This window comes from Pseudomonas sp. RC2C2 (genome assembly GCF_018390435.1).
Classification (GTDB): domain Bacteria; phylum Pseudomonadota; class Gammaproteobacteria; order Pseudomonadales; family Pseudomonadaceae; genus Aquipseudomonas; species Aquipseudomonas donghuensis.
This window is the reverse complement of sequence record NZ_JAHBAX010000001.1, coordinates 2,372,841-2,389,746: the sequence shown is the minus strand read 5'-3', so window position 1 is coordinate 2,389,746 and position 16,906 is coordinate 2,372,841. Positions and strand designations below refer to the sequence as shown.

Annotated in this window: 14 protein-coding genes, 2 tRNA genes and 1 rRNA gene; 11 read left to right on the top strand and 6 right to left on the bottom strand. The window is 60.3% G+C overall.

The annotated features are described in order from the left end of the window. Positions 1 to 79: 79 nt before the first annotated feature. From KHO53_RS11155 to KHO53_RS11135, 5 genes are all read right to left on the bottom strand, one after another. Positions 80 to 155, bottom strand: a tRNA-Ala gene (locus tag KHO53_RS11155). Between the two features lie 10 nt (positions 156 to 165). After that, positions 166 to 242 (bottom strand) — tRNA-Ile (locus KHO53_RS11150). 85 nt (positions 243 to 327) lie between these two features. Further along, positions 328 to 1,864, bottom strand: a 16S ribosomal RNA gene (locus tag KHO53_RS11145). A gap of 610 nt (positions 1,865 to 2,474) precedes the next feature. After that, the gene (locus KHO53_RS11140) at positions 2,475 to 3,695 is read right to left on the bottom strand and encodes a CaiB/BaiF CoA transferase family protein (protein WP_213570294.1); all 1,221 of its coding nucleotides are present in this window, start codon (positions 3,693 to 3,695) and stop codon (positions 2,475 to 2,477) included. 13 nt (positions 3,696 to 3,708) lie between these two features. Beyond that, the gene (locus KHO53_RS11135; protein WP_010222582.1) at positions 3,709 to 4,890 is read right to left on the bottom strand and encodes an acyl-CoA dehydrogenase; all 1,182 of its coding nucleotides are present in this window, start codon (positions 4,888 to 4,890) and stop codon (positions 3,709 to 3,711) included. Positions 4,891 to 5,050: 160 nt separating this feature from the next. Here KHO53_RS11135 and KHO53_RS11130 point away from each other — a divergent pair, with 160 nt between their 5' ends. From KHO53_RS11130 to KHO53_RS11085, 10 genes are all read left to right on the top strand, one after another. After that, entirely contained in the window at positions 5,051 to 5,977 is a 927-nt protein-coding gene (locus tag KHO53_RS11130; RefSeq protein WP_010222583.1) for a LysR family transcriptional regulator, read from the top strand. Between the two features lie 406 nt (positions 5,978 to 6,383). Then, complete coding sequence (locus KHO53_RS11125; RefSeq protein WP_010222584.1) at positions 6,384 to 7,505, top strand: Re/Si-specific NAD(P)(+) transhydrogenase subunit alpha; 1,122 nt, start codon at positions 6,384 to 6,386, stop codon at positions 7,503 to 7,505. An 11-nt stretch (positions 7,506 to 7,516) separates the two neighbouring features. Further along, entirely contained in the window at positions 7,517 to 7,849 is a 333-nt protein-coding gene (locus KHO53_RS11120; RefSeq protein WP_010222585.1) for an NAD(P) transhydrogenase subunit alpha part 2, read from the top strand. 2 nt (positions 7,850 to 7,851) lie between these two features. Then, positions 7,852 to 9,288 carry an NAD(P)(+) transhydrogenase (Re/Si-specific) subunit beta gene (locus tag KHO53_RS11115; protein WP_010222587.1) on the top strand — a complete coding sequence of 479 codons (1,437 nt, stop codon included), beginning with the start codon at positions 7,852 to 7,854 and terminating at the stop codon, positions 9,286 to 9,288. Between the two features lie 178 nt (positions 9,289 to 9,466). Further along, a complete protein-coding gene (gene scpC / locus KHO53_RS11110) occupies positions 9,467 to 10,960 on the top strand; it encodes a succinyl-CoA:acetate CoA-transferase ScpC (RefSeq protein ID WP_010222588.1) in 1,494 nt (497 codons plus the stop codon). A gap of 318 nt (positions 10,961 to 11,278) precedes the next feature. Beyond that, a complete protein-coding gene (locus KHO53_RS11105) occupies positions 11,279 to 11,494 on the top strand; it encodes a DUF1127 domain-containing protein (protein WP_010222590.1) in 216 nt (71 codons plus the stop codon). 296 nt (positions 11,495 to 11,790) lie between these two features. Then, positions 11,791 to 12,108 carry a DUF2388 domain-containing protein gene (locus KHO53_RS11100; RefSeq protein WP_010222591.1) on the top strand — a complete coding sequence of 106 codons (318 nt, stop codon included), beginning with the start codon at positions 11,791 to 11,793 and terminating at the stop codon, positions 12,106 to 12,108. A 117-nt stretch (positions 12,109 to 12,225) separates the two neighbouring features. Further along, positions 12,226 to 12,519 carry a DUF2388 domain-containing protein gene (locus tag KHO53_RS11095; protein ID WP_213570293.1) on the top strand — a complete coding sequence of 98 codons (294 nt, stop codon included), beginning with the start codon at positions 12,226 to 12,228 and terminating at the stop codon, positions 12,517 to 12,519. 27 nt (positions 12,520 to 12,546) lie between these two features. Further along, complete coding sequence (locus KHO53_RS11090) at positions 12,547 to 12,867, top strand: DUF2388 domain-containing protein (RefSeq protein ID WP_010222593.1); 321 nt, start codon at positions 12,547 to 12,549, stop codon at positions 12,865 to 12,867. Then, a complete protein-coding gene (locus KHO53_RS11085; protein ID WP_213570292.1) occupies positions 12,864 to 14,822 on the top strand; it encodes a DUF7844 domain-containing protein in 1,959 nt (652 codons plus the stop codon). Before KHO53_RS11090 ends, KHO53_RS11085 begins: the two co-directional genes overlap by 4 nt. Here the strand turns inward: KHO53_RS11085 and KHO53_RS11080 are convergent, their stop codons facing one another. Next, positions 14,823 to 15,224 (bottom strand): GFA family protein, encoded by a 402-nt coding sequence (locus tag KHO53_RS11080; protein WP_010222595.1) that lies wholly within the window; start codon positions 15,222 to 15,224, stop codon positions 14,823 to 14,825. Between the two features lie 303 nt (positions 15,225 to 15,527). Here KHO53_RS11080 and KHO53_RS11075 point away from each other — a divergent pair, with 303 nt between their 5' ends. Next, positions 15,528 to 16,835, top strand: coding sequence for a CitMHS family transporter (locus tag KHO53_RS11075; RefSeq protein WP_010222596.1), 1,308 nt, complete (start codon positions 15,528 to 15,530; stop codon positions 16,833 to 16,835). Positions 16,836 to 16,906: the final 71 nt, after the last annotated feature.

Here is a 16,906-nt window from a genome sequence, read left to right as displayed (position 1 = left end):
AATTTTTAAAGAACGATTCTGAAAAAGTTCAGAAATCAATATTCGATGCGAATATTCATTTCTAAGCTTTGACGTAAGGTGGTGGAGCCAAGCGGGATCGAACCGCTGACCTCCTGCGTGCAAGGCAGGCGCTCTCCCAGCTGAGCTATGGCCCCAACAAGAAACTGGTGGGTCTGGGCAGATTCGAACTGCCGACCTCACCCTTATCAGGGGTGCGCTCTAACCAACTGAGCTACAGACCCAGTTAAGAGCTGTTACCGATATCGTCTTCTTCAATGAATCAAGCAATTCGTGTGGGAGCTTATAAGACAGCTGATGTCTGTCGATTAAGGAGGTGATCCAGCCGCAGGTTCCCCTACGGCTACCTTGTTACGACTTCACCCCAGTCATGAATCACACCGTGGTAACCGTCCTCCCGAAGGTTAGACTAGCTACTTCTGGTGCAACCCACTCCCATGGTGTGACGGGCGGTGTGTACAAGGCCCGGGAACGTATTCACCGCGACATTCTGATTCGCGATTACTAGCGATTCCGACTTCACGCAGTCGAGTTGCAGACTGCGATCCGGACTACGATCGGTTTTGTGAGATTAGCTCCACCTCGCGGCTTGGCAACCCTCTGTACCGACCATTGTAGCACGTGTGTAGCCCAGGCCGTAAGGGCCATGATGACTTGACGTCATCCCCACCTTCCTCCGGTTTGTCACCGGCAGTCTCCTTAGAGTGCCCACCATAACGTGCTGGTAACTAAGGACAAGGGTTGCGCTCGTTACGGGACTTAACCCAACATCTCACGACACGAGCTGACGACAGCCATGCAGCACCTGTGTCAGAGTTCCCGAAGGCACCAATCCATCTCTGGAAAGTTCTCTGCATGTCAAGGCCTGGTAAGGTTCTTCGCGTTGCTTCGAATTAAACCACATGCTCCACCGCTTGTGCGGGCCCCCGTCAATTCATTTGAGTTTTAACCTTGCGGCCGTACTCCCCAGGCGGTCAACTTAATGCGTTAGCTGCGCCACTAAAATCTCAAGGATTCCAACGGCTAGTTGACATCGTTTACGGCGTGGACTACCAGGGTATCTAATCCTGTTTGCTCCCCACGCTTTCGCACCTCAGTGTCAGTATGAGCCCAGGTGGTCGCCTTCGCCACTGGTGTTCCTTCCTATATCTACGCATTTCACCGCTACACAGGAAATTCCACCACCCTCTGCCCTACTCTAGCTCGCCAGTTTTGGATGCAGTTCCCAGGTTGAGCCCGGGGATTTCACATCCAACTTAACGAACCACCTACGCGCGCTTTACGCCCAGTAATTCCGATTAACGCTTGCACCCTCTGTATTACCGCGGCTGCTGGCACAGAGTTAGCCGGTGCTTATTCTGTCGGTAACGTCAAAATACTCACGTATTAGGTAAGTACCCTTCCTCCCAACTTAAAGTGCTTTACAATCCGAAGACCTTCTTCACACACGCGGCATGGCTGGATCAGGCTTTCGCCCATTGTCCAATATTCCCCACTGCTGCCTCCCGTAGGAGTCTGGACCGTGTCTCAGTTCCAGTGTGACTGATCATCCTCTCAGACCAGTTACGGATCGTCGCCTTGGTGAGCCATTACCTCACCAACTAGCTAATCCGACCTAGGCTCATCTGATAGCGCAAGGCCCGAAGGTCCCCTGCTTTCTCCCGTAGGACGTATGCGGTATTAGCGTTCCTTTCGAAACGTTGTCCCCCACTACCAGGCAGATTCCTAGGTATTACTCACCCGTCCGCCGCTGAATCGAAGAGCAAGCTCTTCTCATCCGCTCGACTTGCATGTGTTAGGCCTGCCGCCAGCGTTCAATCTGAGCCATGATCAAACTCTTCAGTTCAATACTGCTTGGGTTTTGAGAAAACCCTAAACTTGGCTCAGCAATCTCAAATGACTTACCTTCAAATCTTTCGATTTTCGTGTAGCCACTTGTGATGCTGATAATCTTTTTGACTATCAGCCTGAGCTCACAAGCACCCACACGAATTGCTTGATTCAGTTGTTAAAGAGCGGTTGGTTAAGATCTTTTCGTCTCAACCGAGGCGCGAATTCTACGCTTTCCTCAGAGCCTGTCAAGCGTTTATTTTGAAGTTTTTCAGAATTTCTCTTTCAACTTCAACCACTTGACTCGCCGCGATCTCTCGTCAGCGGGAGGCGAATTCTACAGCGTTTCAAACCGCTGTCAACTGCCTTTTTCACCGCTGTCGATCTTTCGATCGAAGCCCTTCCGGATGACCCTGGAACCGCTAACTCTTTGAAACTCAAGGAGTTTTCAGTTCCGACTGCGCCGGAAGTGGGGCGAATTATAGACAGATCCGCAGGGGCGTCAAGGACTTATTTCAACTTTGTTTCAGAAGGGGCGTTTTGGCTATAAGTAGCAAGCTTCAAGCTGCAAGTAAAAGCAGAGGCACCGCGCTCAACTTGTAGCTTGCAGCTTATAGCTTGAAGCTTTAGACCACCTTGGCCTCCCGCAGACGCTCGATCTCCGATGCCGCCAGGCCCAGCACTTCGCCGAGGATCTGCTCGGTATGCTCCCCCAGCAACGGCGGTGCATGCCGGTACTCCACCGGCGTCTCGGACAATCGAATCGGGCTGGCCACCTGCGGCACCTGCCCGGCAAGCGGGTGCGGCATCTCGATCGCCAGGCCCCGCGCCTTGACCTGAGGGTCGGCAAACATCTGCGCCAGGTCATTGATAGGCCCGCACGGCACACCCGCCTGCTCCAGTTGCGCGACCCACTCAGCGGTGGTCTTGAACACCGTGGCCTGGCGGATCAGTGGAATCAGCTCGGCACGATTGGCAACCCGCTGCTTATTAGTAGCAAAGCGTGGATCGTCCGCCCACTGCGGCTGGCCAGCAACCTCGGCGAACTTGCGGAACTGCCCGTCGTTGCCCACGGTGAGGATGAAATCGCCGTCAGCAGTAGGGAAGTCCTGGTAAGGCACGATGTTGGGATGGGCATTCCCCAGACGCCGAGGCGGCGTGCCGGTGGTGAGGTAGTTCATGGCCTGGTTGGCCAGGCAGGCAACCTGCACGTCCAGCAGCGCCATATCGACATGCTGGCCGCCACCATCGCGGTCACGATGGGCGAGGGCGGCCAGGATCGCCACGGTCGAGTACAGCCCGGTGAGGATGTCGGTCAATGCGACACCGACCTTTACCGGACCGGCACCTTCTTCACCCTCTGGCCGCCCGGTCAGGCTCATCAAGCCACCCAGGCCCTGGATCATGAAGTCGTAGCCGGCACGCTTGGCGTAGGGCCCGGTCTGGCCGAAGCCGGTGACCGAGCAATACACCAGGCGCGGGTTGATCGCCTTCAGGCTCTCGTAATCCAGCCCATAGGCAGCCAGCCCACCCACCTTGAAGTTCTCGATCAGCACATCCGACTTGGCTGCCAGCTCGCGCACCAGGCGCTGGCCCTCGGGCTGGGTGAAGTCGATGGTCAGCGAGCGCTTGTTGCGGTTGGCCGCCAGATAGTAGGCCGCCTCGCTGGTGTTCTCGCCGCAGGCATCCTTAAGGAAGGGCGGCCCCCAGGCGCGCGTGTCATCGCCGTTGCCCGGGCGCTCGACCTTGATCACTTCGGCGCCCAGGTCAGCAAGTATCTGCCCGGACCAGGGCCCGGCCAGCACTCGCGACAGATCCAGCACCCGCAGATGAGATAGCGCACCCATGGCTGGCTCCTTATTAATAGAAGGACTGGATGCCGGTCTGCGCGCGACCGAGGATCAGCGCGTGCACGTCGTGGGTGCCCTCATAGGTGTTGACCACCTCGAGGTTGACCAGGTGACGGGCCACACCGAACTCGTCGGAGATACCGTTGCCGCCCAGCATGTCGCGGGCCATCCGGGCGATGTCCAGGGCCTTGCCGCAGGAGTTGCGTTTCATGATCGAGGTGATTTCGACCGCAGCGGTGCCCTCATCCTTCATCCGGCCCAGGCGCAGGCAGCCTTGCAGGGCCAGGGTGATTTCGGTCTGCATGTCGGCCAGCTTCTTCTGGATCAGCTGGTTGGCTGCCAGCGGGCGACCGAACTGCTTGCGGTCCAGGGTGTATTGGCGCGCGGTGTGCCAGCAGGCCTCGGCGGCGCCCAGGGCACCCCAGGAAATGCCATAGCGCGCGGAGTTCAGACAGGTGAACGGACCTTTCAGGCCGCGCACATCCGGGAAGATGTTCTCTTCGGGCACGAACACGTTGTCCATGACGATTTCGCCGGTGATCGAAGCGCGCAGGCCGACCTTGCCGTGAATCGCCGGGGCACTCAGGCCCTGCCAGCCCTTTTCCAGGACGAAGCCGCGGATGTCGCCAGCATCATCCTTGGCCCAGACCACGAACACGTCGGCAATCGGGCTGTTGGTGATCCACATCTTGCTGCCGCTCAGGCGATAGCCGCCGTCGACCTTCTTGGCGCGGGTGATCATCGAGCCCGGATCGGAGCCGTGGTCGGGTTCGGTCAGGCCGAAGCAGCCGATCCACTCGCCGCTGGCGAGCTTGGGCAGATACTTCTGCTTCTGCGCCTCGGTACCGAATTCGTTGATCGGCACCATGACCAGGGAGGACTGCACGCTCATCATTGAGCGGTAGCCGGAATCGATACGCTCCACTTCCCGGGCAATCAGGCCGTAGCACACGTAGTTCAGGCCGCTGCCGCCGTATTGCTCGGGGATGGTTGCGCCAAGCAGGCCGACTTCGCCCATCTCGCGGAAGATCGCAGGGTCGGTCTGCTCGTGACGGAACGCTTCCAGCACGCGCGGGGCCAGCTTGTCCTGGGCGAACTGATAAGCGCTGTCACGCACCATGCGCTCTTCTTCAGTGAGCTGTTGGTCGAGCAACAGCGGGTCGATCCAGTTGAAGCTTGCTTTACCGGCCATGAGCGAATCCTCGAGAAATGGGACCAGAGTTGTTGTGCATTGATCCTAGGCCCGTTCAGGCGACGAGACAAACGAGGATTGCGCATGCTCTTGTGATAATTTCTCACTTCGTAATGGTCACAAAGGCCATCTTTACGCCTTATTAGTGAGGTTGATGTACATGCGGCGCAAGATCCCCAGTACCGCGGCCCTGGTCTGCTTCGAGGCAGCCGCCCGCCACGAGAGCTTTACCAAGGCTTCCCAGGAGCTATCCCTGACCCAGGGCGCCGTATGTCGGCAAATCGCCGGGCTGGAGGAGTTTCTTAATGTCGAACTGTTTCGCCGCTCCCGCCGCGGGGTGAAGCTCACCGAAGCCGGGCTTTCCTATAGCCGCCGGGTCGCCACCCAGCTCGATGCGGTGGAGCGCGACACCTTGTCGGTGATGGGCCAGCAGGGCGCCAACGTCATCGAGCTGGCAGTGGTACCAACCTTCGGCACCCAATGGCTGCTACCGCGGCTGAAGGACTTCCAGCAGCGCCACCCCGAGGTCACGGTCAACCTGACCAACCGCACCCGGCCGTTCCTGTTTGCCGATACCAGCTTTGACGCGGCGATCTACTTCGGTGACGCCGACTGGCCGGGCACCGAGTCCCATCGGCTGATGGGCGAAAATCCGGTGCCGGTGTGCAGCCCGGCGCTGCTGGCTGACAACCAGCAACTCACACCCGAGCAGATCGCCCAACTGCCACTGCTGCAGCAGACCACCCGGCCCTACGCCTGGCGCCAGTGGTTCAACAGCCTGGAAATGAGCGTCGCCCGCGACATGACCGGCCCGCGCTATGAGCTATTCTCGATGTTGGCACAGGCTGCCATGCACGAGATGGGCGTGGCGCTGATTCCACCCTTCCTGATCCAGCGCGAACTGGCAGAGGGGCGCCTGGTAGTGGCCAGTCCGCACGCGCTGTCGAGCATCAAGGCTTACTACCTGATGATCCCCGAGCGCAAGGTGGAATCCGCTTCGCTGCGGGCCTTCCGCGACTGGTTGGTAGGGGAGGCGAGCCGCTACGCTGCAGCCCATAAGGATGACAGTTATAACCTGACCCCGTAGTCAATTAAATTGAAACCCTACAGATATAAGGAAATGTCGCATTTTCACCAACTGTTTCAGACAGCCCCGCGAAAGCCCTTAACCCTTCTGTTTATGCGGCTTTCACAGCATAAATCGCGCTTTGCGCCAGGCATTCAGCAAATTCGGCGGAAAATTTTCAATTTTTACCGTAATCTCCCTGAAGCCCGCGTTTGGCGGGCTCCAGGCCTGTTCTTGCGACATTCGGTCACAGGGTGACTTGTAGTTTGATTGCCGTCACCCTTCAAAACTGGTTGAAGCGATTCAGGAATCACCTGCAAAATGCCGCGCCCCGCCTGAATTCGGCGGGATCGTGCTGATCGGCCGCCCCAACGCACCATCCGCAGTGCGCTGGTTTACCAACAAAAGATCACGCAGGAGAAATGACGTGCACATTGGTGTTCCTCTCGAAACGCAGACGGGCGAAACACGGGTTGCTGCAACCCCGGAAACCATCAAGAAACTGATTGGCCAGGGGCATCAGGTCACCGTCCAGAGCGGCGCCGGCATCAACGCCAGCGTTCCGGACAGTGCCTATGAAGCAGCAGGCGCCACTATTGGCAGCGCTGCCGATGCGTTTGGAGCTCAGCTGGTTCTGAAAGTTGTAGCCCCTGACGATAGCGAACTGGCCCAGATCAAGAGCGGCACCGTCCTGGTGGGCATGCTCAATCCATTCAATAACGAAACCATCGCCAAGATGGCCGAGCGCGGCATTACCGCCTTTGCCCTTGAAGCCGCGCCGCGCACCTCGCGGGCACAAAGCCTCGATGTGTTGTCGTCGCAAGCCAACATTGCCGGTTACAAGGCCGTGTTGCTGGCCGCTCACCACTATCCGCGCTTCATGCCGATGCTGATGACGGCCGCCGGGACCGTCAAGGCTGCCCGCGTGCTGATCCTCGGTGCCGGTGTCGCGGGGCTGCAGGCCATCGCCACGGCCAAGCGCCTGGGTGCGGTGATCGAAGCGTCGGACGTGCGTCCGGCGGTGAAGGAGCAGATCGAATCGCTGGGCGCCAAGTTCATCGATGTCCCTTACGAGACCGATGAAGAGCGCGAGTGCGCCGAAGGTGTCGGCGGCTATGCGCGGCCCATGCCGGCCAGCTGGATGCAGCGCCAGGCCCTGGCGGTGCACGAGCGCGCCAAACAGGCCGATATCGTCATTACCACCGCACTGATCCCCGGCCGCAAGGCACCGACCTTGCTCAGCGCCGAAACCGTGGCGCAGATGAAACCTGGCTCGGTGGTCATTGACCTGGCCGCGGCCCAAGGTGGCAACTGCCCGCTGACCGTCGCTGACCAGGTGGTGGTGGAGCAGGGCGTGACCATCGTCGGTCCGACCAACCTGCCAGCCCAGGTCGGCGCTGATGCCTCGGCCCTGTATGCACGCAACCTGCTCGACTTCATGAAGCTGCTGTTCGACAAGGACGGCGCGCTGACGATCAACCTCGAAGACGACATCGTCGCCGCGTGCCTGATGTGCCGCGACGGCCAGGTCATCCGCAAGAACGGATAAGGAGCCAGACAATGGAAGACATGCTGATCTCTCACAACGTCTATAACCTGATCATCTTCGTGCTGGCGATCTATGTCGGTTACCACGTGGTCTGGAACGTCACCCCGGCGCTGCACACACCGCTGATGGCGGTCACCAACGCCATCTCCGCCATCGTCATCGTCGGCGCCATGCTGGCCGCCGCGCTGACCGTCACGCCGCTGGGCAAGACCATGGGCACCCTCGCGGTGGCCCTGGCAGCGGTCAACGTATTCGGTGGTTTCCTCGTCACCCGGCGCATGCTGGAGATGTTCAAGAAGAAAGCCCCAGGCAAGGGCGCAGCGAAGCAAGAGGGGCAGAAGTAAACATGAGCATGAACCTGGTAACACTTCTCTACCTTGTCGCCTCGGTGTGCTTCATCCAGGCGCTCAAGGGCCTGTCGCACCCGACCACGTCACGGCGCGGCAATCTGTTCGGCATGCTCGGCATGGCCCTGGCGATCATCACCACCATCGGCCTCATCTATAAGCTGGGCGCAGAGCTGGCTACCGATGGCATCGGCTACGTGATCGTCGGCCTGCTGGTCGGCGGTACCGCCGGCTCGATCATGGCCAAGCGCGTTGAAATGACCAAGATGCCCGAGCTGGTTGCCTTCATGCACAGCATGATCGGTCTGGCGGCAGTGTTCATCGCCGTTGCCGCGGTGGTCGAGCCACAATCGCTGGGCATCGTTGCCAGCATCAGCGACCCGATCCCTAGTGGTAACCGCCTGGAGCTGTTCCTCGGCGCCGCCATTGGTGCGATCACCTTCTCGGGTTCGGTCATTGCCTTCGGCAAGCTGTCGGGCAAGTACAAGTTTCGCCTGTTCCAGGGCGCACCGGTACAGTTCAGCGGCCAGCACAAGCTGAACCTGATCCTCGGCCTTGCCACCATCGGCCTGGGCCTGATGTTTACCTTCACCGGCAGCTACAGCGCCTTTGCCCTGATGCTGATCCTGGCGTTCGTCATGGGCGTGCTGATCATCATCCCGATTGGCGGCGCCGACATGCCGGTGGTGGTGTCGATGCTCAACAGCTACTCGGGCTGGGCTGCGGCGGGTATCGGCTTCTCGCTGAACAACTCAATGCTGATCATCGCCGGCTCCCTGGTCGGTTCGTCCGGTGCGATCCTCTCGTACATCATGTGCAAGGCGATGAACCGCTCGTTCTTCAATGTGATCCTCGGCGGTTTCGGCGGCGCGGCAGAAGCGGCCGGCCCGGCTGGCGCCAAGGAAGCCCGTCCGGTGAAATCCGGTTCGGCCGATGACGCGACCTTCCTGCTCAGCAACGCCGACACCGTGATCATCGTTCCTGGCTACGGCCTGGCAGTAGCGCGCGCCCAGCACGCACTGAAAGAGCTGACCGAGAAACTGACCCACAACGGCGTGACCGTGAAGTACGCGATCCACCCGGTAGCGGGGCGCATGCCCGGGCACATGAACGTACTGCTGGCCGAAGCCGAAGTGCCGTACGACCAGGTGTTCGAGATGGACGACATCAACTCCGAGTTCGGCCAGGCCGACGTGGTCCTGGTGCTGGGCGCCAACGATGTGGTCAACCCGGCGGCGAAGAACGATCCGAAATCGCCGATTGCCGGCATGCCGATCCTCGAAGCCTTCAAGGCCAAGACCATCATCGTCAACAAGCGCTCGATGGCCAGCGGCTATGCCGGCCTGGATAACGAACTGTTCTACCTGGACAAGACCATGATGGTCTTCGGCGACGCCAAGAAGGTCATCGAAGACATGGTCAAAGCGGTCGAATAAGCCGTTCAATCCGCTGTGACAAATAGCCCCAGTGCGGTACCGGCTGGGGCTTTTTCATGCCCGGCCAGCCGACAGAAGGCTCTATTTCAGGGCTTCGCATTCGACCTTGGTCGCGGGACGAAGCCAGGCGAAAACACTAGACTGCGCATCTAGCTTTAGTAGCCCGAGATAACAATCCATGTACCGTGATCGTATCCGCTTGTCCTCCCTGCACAGCAAGGTAATGAGTGCGGCTGATGCCGCTGGCCTGATCGAGGACGGCATGACCGTCGGCATGAGCGGTTTTACCCGTGCCGGTGAAGCCAAGGCCGTGCCCCATGCACTGGCCGAACGCGCCAAGCAGTCGCCCCTGAAAATCAGCCTGATGACCGGCGCAAGCCTGGGCAACGACCTCGACAAACAGCTGACCGAGGCCGGTGTACTGGCCCGTCGCATGCCGTTCCAGGTCGACAGCACCCTGCGCAAGGCCATCAACGACGGCAAGGTCATGTTCATCGACCAACACCTGTCGGAAACCGTCGAGCAGCTGCGCAACCAGCAGCTCAAGCTGCCGGACATCGCGGTCATCGAAGCGGTCGCCATCACCGAGCAAGGCCACATCGTGCCGACCACCTCGGTGGGCAACTCGGCCAGCTTCGCGATTTTCGCCAAACAGGTGATCGTCGAGATCAACCTGGCGCACAACGCCAACCTGGAAGGTCTGCACGACATCTATATCCCGACCTACCGCCCGACCCGTACGCCGATCCCGCTGGTAAAAGTCGATGACCGCATCGGCAGCACCGCGATCCCGATCGACCCGGCCAAGATTGTCGGTATCGTCATCACCGAGCAGTCGGACTCGCCGTCCACCGTGCTGCCGCCAGACGACGAAACCCAGGGCATCGCCAACCACCTGATCAACTTCCTCAAGCAGGAAGTGGACGCCGGGCGCATGACCAACAAGCTCGGCCCGCTGCAGGCCGGCATCGGCAGCATTGCCAACGCGGTAATGTGCGGCCTGATCGATTCCCCATTCGAAGACCTGACCATGTACTCCGAAGTACTGCAGGACTCGACCTTCGACCTGATCGACGCCGGCAAGCTGAGCTTCGCCTCGGGCAGCTCGATCACCCTGTCGACCCGTCGTAACGCCGACGTCTTCGGCAACCTGGAGCGCTACAAGGACAAGCTGGTCCTGCGCCCGCAGGAAATCTCCAACCACCCTGAAGTGGTCCGCCGCCTGGGCATCATCGGTATCAACACTGCCCTTGAGTTCGACCTGTACGGCAACGTCAACTCCACTCACGTCTGCGGCACGCGGATGATGAACGGCATCGGTGGCTCGGGTGACTTCGCCCGCAACGCGCACCTGGCGATCTTCGTCACCAAGTCGATTGCCAAGGGCGGGGCGATTTCCAGCGTGGTGCCAATGGTCAGCCACGTCGACCACACCGAGCACGATGTCGACATCCTCGTCACCGAGCAGGGCCTGGCTGACCTGCGCGGCCTGGCGCCACGCGAACGTGCCCGGGTGATCATCGACAACTGCGTGCACCCGGATTACCGCGACGCGCTGAACGACTATTTCACCCGCGCCTGCGAACGCGGCGGCCACACGCCGCACATTCTGCGCGAAGCCCTGGCCTGGCACGAAAACCTGGAAGAAACCGGGCGCATGCTCGCCAGCTGACCTGCACAGTGACCCGCCGGTTGTGTGCAATGCCAACCGGCCGGGCAACTGATTTATTTATCCAGGCAAAAACTGTTCTACTGTACCGGTGATTTCACCGCCTTTTTCCGCTTCGTCATCCCTCTCTTGATCAAGAATGCACCATTTCAGTGCCTACCAGTACAGTTTCGCCTATTCTGAGTGCAACAGTCGCTTAAAACAGTTAACTGGCCCATCACAATGTAGGTGAACTGTATCTACTGTTATGGACGACAGAGGAGGATCATTGGCATCAGTTAAATCACTACCTAATGCCGCCACAAGCGGAAGGATGACATCATGGAACGTACCCTCAGTTCCGATCTGGTTTTCGAAAACACCGCCGAACAATCCAAGGCCTCGCTGCCACTGCGCCTGCTGGCCAACCTGATGCTGTGGCAACGCCGCATTGCCAGCCGCCACCAACTGGCTCGCCTGGATTCGCGTCTGCTGGCTGACGCCGGTATCAGCGAAGCACAACGCTACGAAGAGCTGAGCAAGCCGTTCTGGCGTTAATGCAGGGCTCGCCGGCCAAGGCCGGCACCTCGAATTCCCCAAAACCCGTCGCAGGTGACTGCTGACGGGTTTTGTCGTTTAAAGGCCCGGGCTAGAGCGGCTGACGCCACGACATGTACAGTTTTACATTTAAAAAATACGACCAGTACAGTTGATAAATCTTGCGATGACGTGGTCCAACCCTCAGGTTCCTATCGCGTGATACCCTTAGCGTACCCAGCTTGGTAAAAAGTAGCGCAACAAGCTGAGTGTGCGTCTGACATAAGAACCACCAAAGCCTATCCAGGAGATCGACCATGTTCCATTCACGCTTGTTTGGCGCCGCGCTGCTGCTGGCCCTGGCTTCCACTGCCAACGCCACCAGCTTTGTCGTCACCACCGATACCGTCGTTCGTGGTGTCGCCGCCTCCACTGATGCCACCTCCGACGTGTCGTCCTCCTTCCGTGACGACAAAATTGTCCAGGCCGCTCGTGACGACGCGGCCAGCTTCGTTGCCAGCCACGGTGATATCCGCGGTGCGAAACTGGAAAGCGCTTTCGCCCATATTCGCCAGCAGACCCCAACGCTGCAGGCCAGCGACGCGCAACTGGCACAGGCCATCCTGGCGCTCTGAAGTCGCTCGCTTCCGGCAGCATGTAACACCATGCAACCAAGCCGGGCCCTCTGCGCTGGTCCTCACCGGCGCATTGGGATAGCCTTTGGCGCTTGATTCAGCTGCCGTTCGAGACCCATGCGTTATCTGTCATTGCTGTTGCTCGTGTCCTGTTGGTGTGGTGCCGCCCTGGCGCTGGACCTGACCACCAACAACCTTGTCGTCAGTGGTTACGTCACCAGCAAAGTGACCTCAGTGCCCTTCGATCGCAAACTGCTGCTGGCCGCCCATGACGATGCTGCGGCCTTTGTGGCCAGCAATGGCCAGTGGCGGGGCGCTCGCCTTGAGGCGGTATTGAACCGGCTGCGTCAGGCCAACCCACAACTTCATGCCAGCGACCTTGAACTGGCGCAGGCAATTCTCGTCCAATGATTACTTCTGTTCTCCCGGAGATGCTCCATGCGTAACCCGCTGATTGCCGCCACCCTTGGCCTTCTGTTGCTGGCCGATGTAGCCCAGGCACAAACCCTGGTGGCCACCAGCAACATTATCGTTCGCGCCTTTGGCCGCTCGATCGACTTCACCTCCGACACCACCACTTCGATTCGCGATTCCAAAGTCGTGCGCGAAGCCCGTGACGATGCCGCCAGCTATGTCGCCAGCCGTGGCGAGATCCGTGGCGCGCAGCTAGAAGCGGCCTTCGACACCCTGCGCCAGCGTGTTCCAGAAGCACGCCAGGCCAGCGACCAGGTCCTGGCTGAAGCCATTCTCGCCCTGTGAAACCGCTACGTGCCTGGCTGCTGGGCTGCTTGCTGACACTGTTCGGCAGCCCGGCACTGGCCGACCTGCAGCTGGTGCTGCAGGCCGATGGCCTGAGCCCGCAACAACAACGGGCCAGCCAGGCATTGCTGGATGAAGCCCTGCAGGCACTGCCGCCGAGCTTCAAGACCCGCCTTGACCGACGCATCCAGGTCAGCTGGAGCAGCCGCATGCCAGAGGACGCCTATGGCCAGGCGTCGCTGGTCTCCACCCTGGAGCTCAACAGCCGCCTGCTGCCAGGCCTCACCGATGGCAGCGCCGCCACGCAAAAAACCAGCCGCCCCCATGGCAGCGTACGCCAGGAACTGCTGGCCACCGTCCTGCATGAACTGACCCACATTTATGACCGCGCCCGCCTATGGCAGGGTGCGCAGCGCCGGCTGATCACCCAGTGCAGCCGGCAGCAGAACAGTCAGGGCAAAGTCGGTCTGCCCGAGCAGTGCCGTGGCCAGACCGAACGCCGCTTCACCCTCAGCGACGACCCGCGCCTGCTCGACCTGGCCGGCTGGCAGCAGTATGTAGGCCGTCGCGGCGAGCGTGAGCAGCACAACCGCCAGGTGGCGCGCAGCCCCGACAGCTATGAACTGAGCAGCCCCAAGGAATTCATTGCGGTCAACATGGAGTACTTCCTGCTTGACCCCAGTTTTGCCTGCCGGCGCCCGGCCCTGCAGGCTTACCTGAAGGGGCATTTCGACTGGGCGCCCGAGCATCCGCCATGCCCGAGCGCATTGCCATTTCTCAACGCTGGCAATGACTTTGCCAAATCGCCGCTGGGCGAGATCGACCCCGAGCGGGTCTACGCCGTGGATTACCTGCTGGCCGAAGCCAACCAGAACTGGGTCAGCCGCTGGGGCCACAGCATGTTGCGCCTGGTGATCTGCGCCCCGGGGCGCCCGCGCGGGCCGGACTGCCGCCTGGACCTGGACCAGCACCTGGTGCTGTCGTACCGGGCCTTCGTCAATGACGTGCAGCTGTCGAGCTGGGACGGTTTGACCGGCGCCTATCCGTCGCGGCTGTTCGTCTTGCCACTGGCACAGGTGATCGACGAGTACACCAAGACCGAACTGCGCAGCCTCGCCTCGATCCCGCTCAGGCTCAACCGCGACGAACTGGAAAGCCTGGTGCGCCAGGCCGCCGAGATGCACTGGAGCTACGACGGCAACTACTACTTCCTGTCCAACAACTGTGCGGTCGAAACCCTCAAGCTATTGCGCAGCGGTACCGCCAACCCACGCCTGAACGATCTGGACAGCATCGTCCCCAATGGCTTGCTCGAAGTGCTCGAAGGCCGTGGCCTGGCGGATGTCAGCGTACTCGACGACCCGCGCGAGGCCTTGCGCCTGGGTTACCGCTTCGACTCCTATCGGGACCGTTACCAGGCGATGTTCCTGGTGTTGAAGAAGCAACTGCCGATCCAGCAGGACAATGTGGAAGCCTGGCTGGAGCAGTCCGCCGAGCAACGCCAGCAGTGGTTTGCCCAGGCTGATCTGCGCACCAGCGCGGCGTTGCTGCTCCTGGAGCAAGCCAGCCTGCGCCGGCAACTGTTGCTGGCCCAGGACGAGGTGAAACAACGCTATCTCACCGGGCGTGAGCTCAACGACGCCAGCGTCGGCAAGGCTAACAACACCCTGCAGCAGATCCTCGCCAACAGCGGTTTTCTCAGCCGCCCGGCAGAACTGCTGGGCAGCAGCGGTTACGGCCTGCCCCAGGCCAGCGAGCGCGAAAAGCTGCTGAGTGCAACCAGCCAGCGGCAAAAACAGCTGCAAACCCTCAGCGCCGACCTCGACAAGGAGGTCCGAGCCTTGCTCGGCCCGGCCCGTGCGGCTGAAATCAAGGCGGTCGAGGCCAACATCAAGCAGGTGGGCGAACACTTGCGTGCGCTGCACAAGGCCGGCGGCGGCCTGCAACTGCCCTGATCACAGGGTTTCGCCGTGCTCCGCAGGCAACTGTTCATCCAGATGCAGCCAGGGCAGGCGGCTGTCGATCCAGATGTGCCGGTTCGGCGGCGCCAGTTCGGGCTGGTCGAGCGTGGTGACCGTGACATCGATGCTCTGTGGGCTCAGATCAGTGGTCAGCGCCACATGGGCACCACAACGGCTACAGAAATAGCGCACGCAACTGGCCGACGAGTCGTAGCGTTGCGGCGTGCCACTCAACCATTGGAAATCATCGCAATCCACCGTCAACCAGGTGATCAGTAAACCACCAGTGACCCGACGGCAAACCGAACAATGGCAGTGGGCAACATCCGTCAATGGACCTTGAATCCGGTAGCGCAGGGCGCCGCAATGGCAGCCGCCTTCGTACGAATCACGCATCGCTCCCTCCTGATACCTACTGGCCGATAGCCAACAATGCACCTCTCGTCGGCTTTGGGCCAGCGAAAGCTGGCTGAAAGCTTCCCGCCTTAGGATTGCCCCACTACCGGCACAAGACCGGTCAGCCAGGGCCCGGTGTGTTGCATGCGGCGCCCGGCCCAATTAACAACAACAATGGTGACACTGATGCTTTCCTACGCCCGCCTCCCAGCAGCAATCCCTCCGCTACCCCACGCGCCGCGCCCCGTGCGCTGATCCGCCCGAATCGTTCTTCCTTCGACGCGCTACGCCTGGAGTACTCCCATGCTGACCTTCCTCGGCTTTGCCATGGTCATCACCTTCATGTACCTGATCATGACCAAGCGCCTGTCGGCCTTGATCGCGCTGATCCTGATACCGATCCTGTTCGCCCTGTTCGGTGGTTTTTCCGCCAAGATCGGCCCGATGATGCTCGAAGGCATCAGCAAACTGGCGCCGACTGGGGTCATGCTGATGTTTGCGATCCTGTATTTCGCCCTGATGATCGACTCCGGCCTGTTTGACCCTGCCGTGCGCAAGATCCTCAAGCTGGTCAAGGGTGATCCGCTGAAAGTCTCGGTCGGCACCGCAGTACTGGCCCTGGTGGTGTCAATGGATGGCGATGGCGCCACCACTTACATGATCTGCGTGGCAGCCATGCTGCCGCTGTACAGCCGCCTGGGCATGAGCCCACGGATCATGGCCGGCCTGATCATCCTCGCCGGCGGCATCATGAACATGACCCCCTGGGGCGGCCCGACCGCTCGCGCCGCCAGCGCCCTGCATGTCGACCCGTCAGCGATCTTCGTACCGATGATTCCAGCCATGCTCGCCGGTGTCGTCGCCCTCCTGGCAATTGCCTATGCGTACGGCAAGCGTGAACGTGCGCGCCTGGGTGAACTGCACCTGCCGGGTGATGAAATCGATCACAGCGAAATCAGCGTTTCGCAGTTCCCGGACGCCCGCCGCCCTAAACTGCTGTGGTTCAACGGCGCCCTGACCGCGCTGCTGATGGTCTCGCTGATCATGGGCCTGCTGCCGTTGCCGGTGCTGTTCATGATCGCCTTCAGTATCGCCATGATCGTCAACTACCCGTGCCTGCAGCAGCAGAAAGACCGCATCGCCGCCCATGCCGGTAGCGTACTGGCAGTGACAGGGCTGATTTTCGCGGCGGGCATCTTCACCGGCATCCTCTCCGGCACCGGCATGGTCGATGCCATGTCCAAAAGCCTGTTGGCGGTCATCCCGGATGCGCTGGGCCCTTACCTGGCGGTCATTACCGCGATCGTGAGCATGCCGTTCACCTTCTTCATGTCCAACGACGCCTTCTACTACGGGGTCTTGCCGGTGCTCTCGGAAGCAGCCAGCCATTACGGCATCTCGCCGGTGGAAATGGCTCGCGCGTCGATCGTCGGCCAGCCCGTGCATCTGCTCAGCCCGCTGGTACCCTCTACGTACCTGTTGGTGGCCCTGGCCGGCATCGAGTTCGGCGATCATCAGCGCTTCACCTTGAAGTGGGCAGTGTTGATCTGCCTGTGCATAATGCTCGCCGCGCTGCTCATGGGAATTTTCCCCCTGTTCAGTAGCCTATAAAACAACAGAATCACCTAACCGTAGCCGCGCCCCATTGCCTGGGGCGCTCTGCTTACATCGTTCGAAGGAAT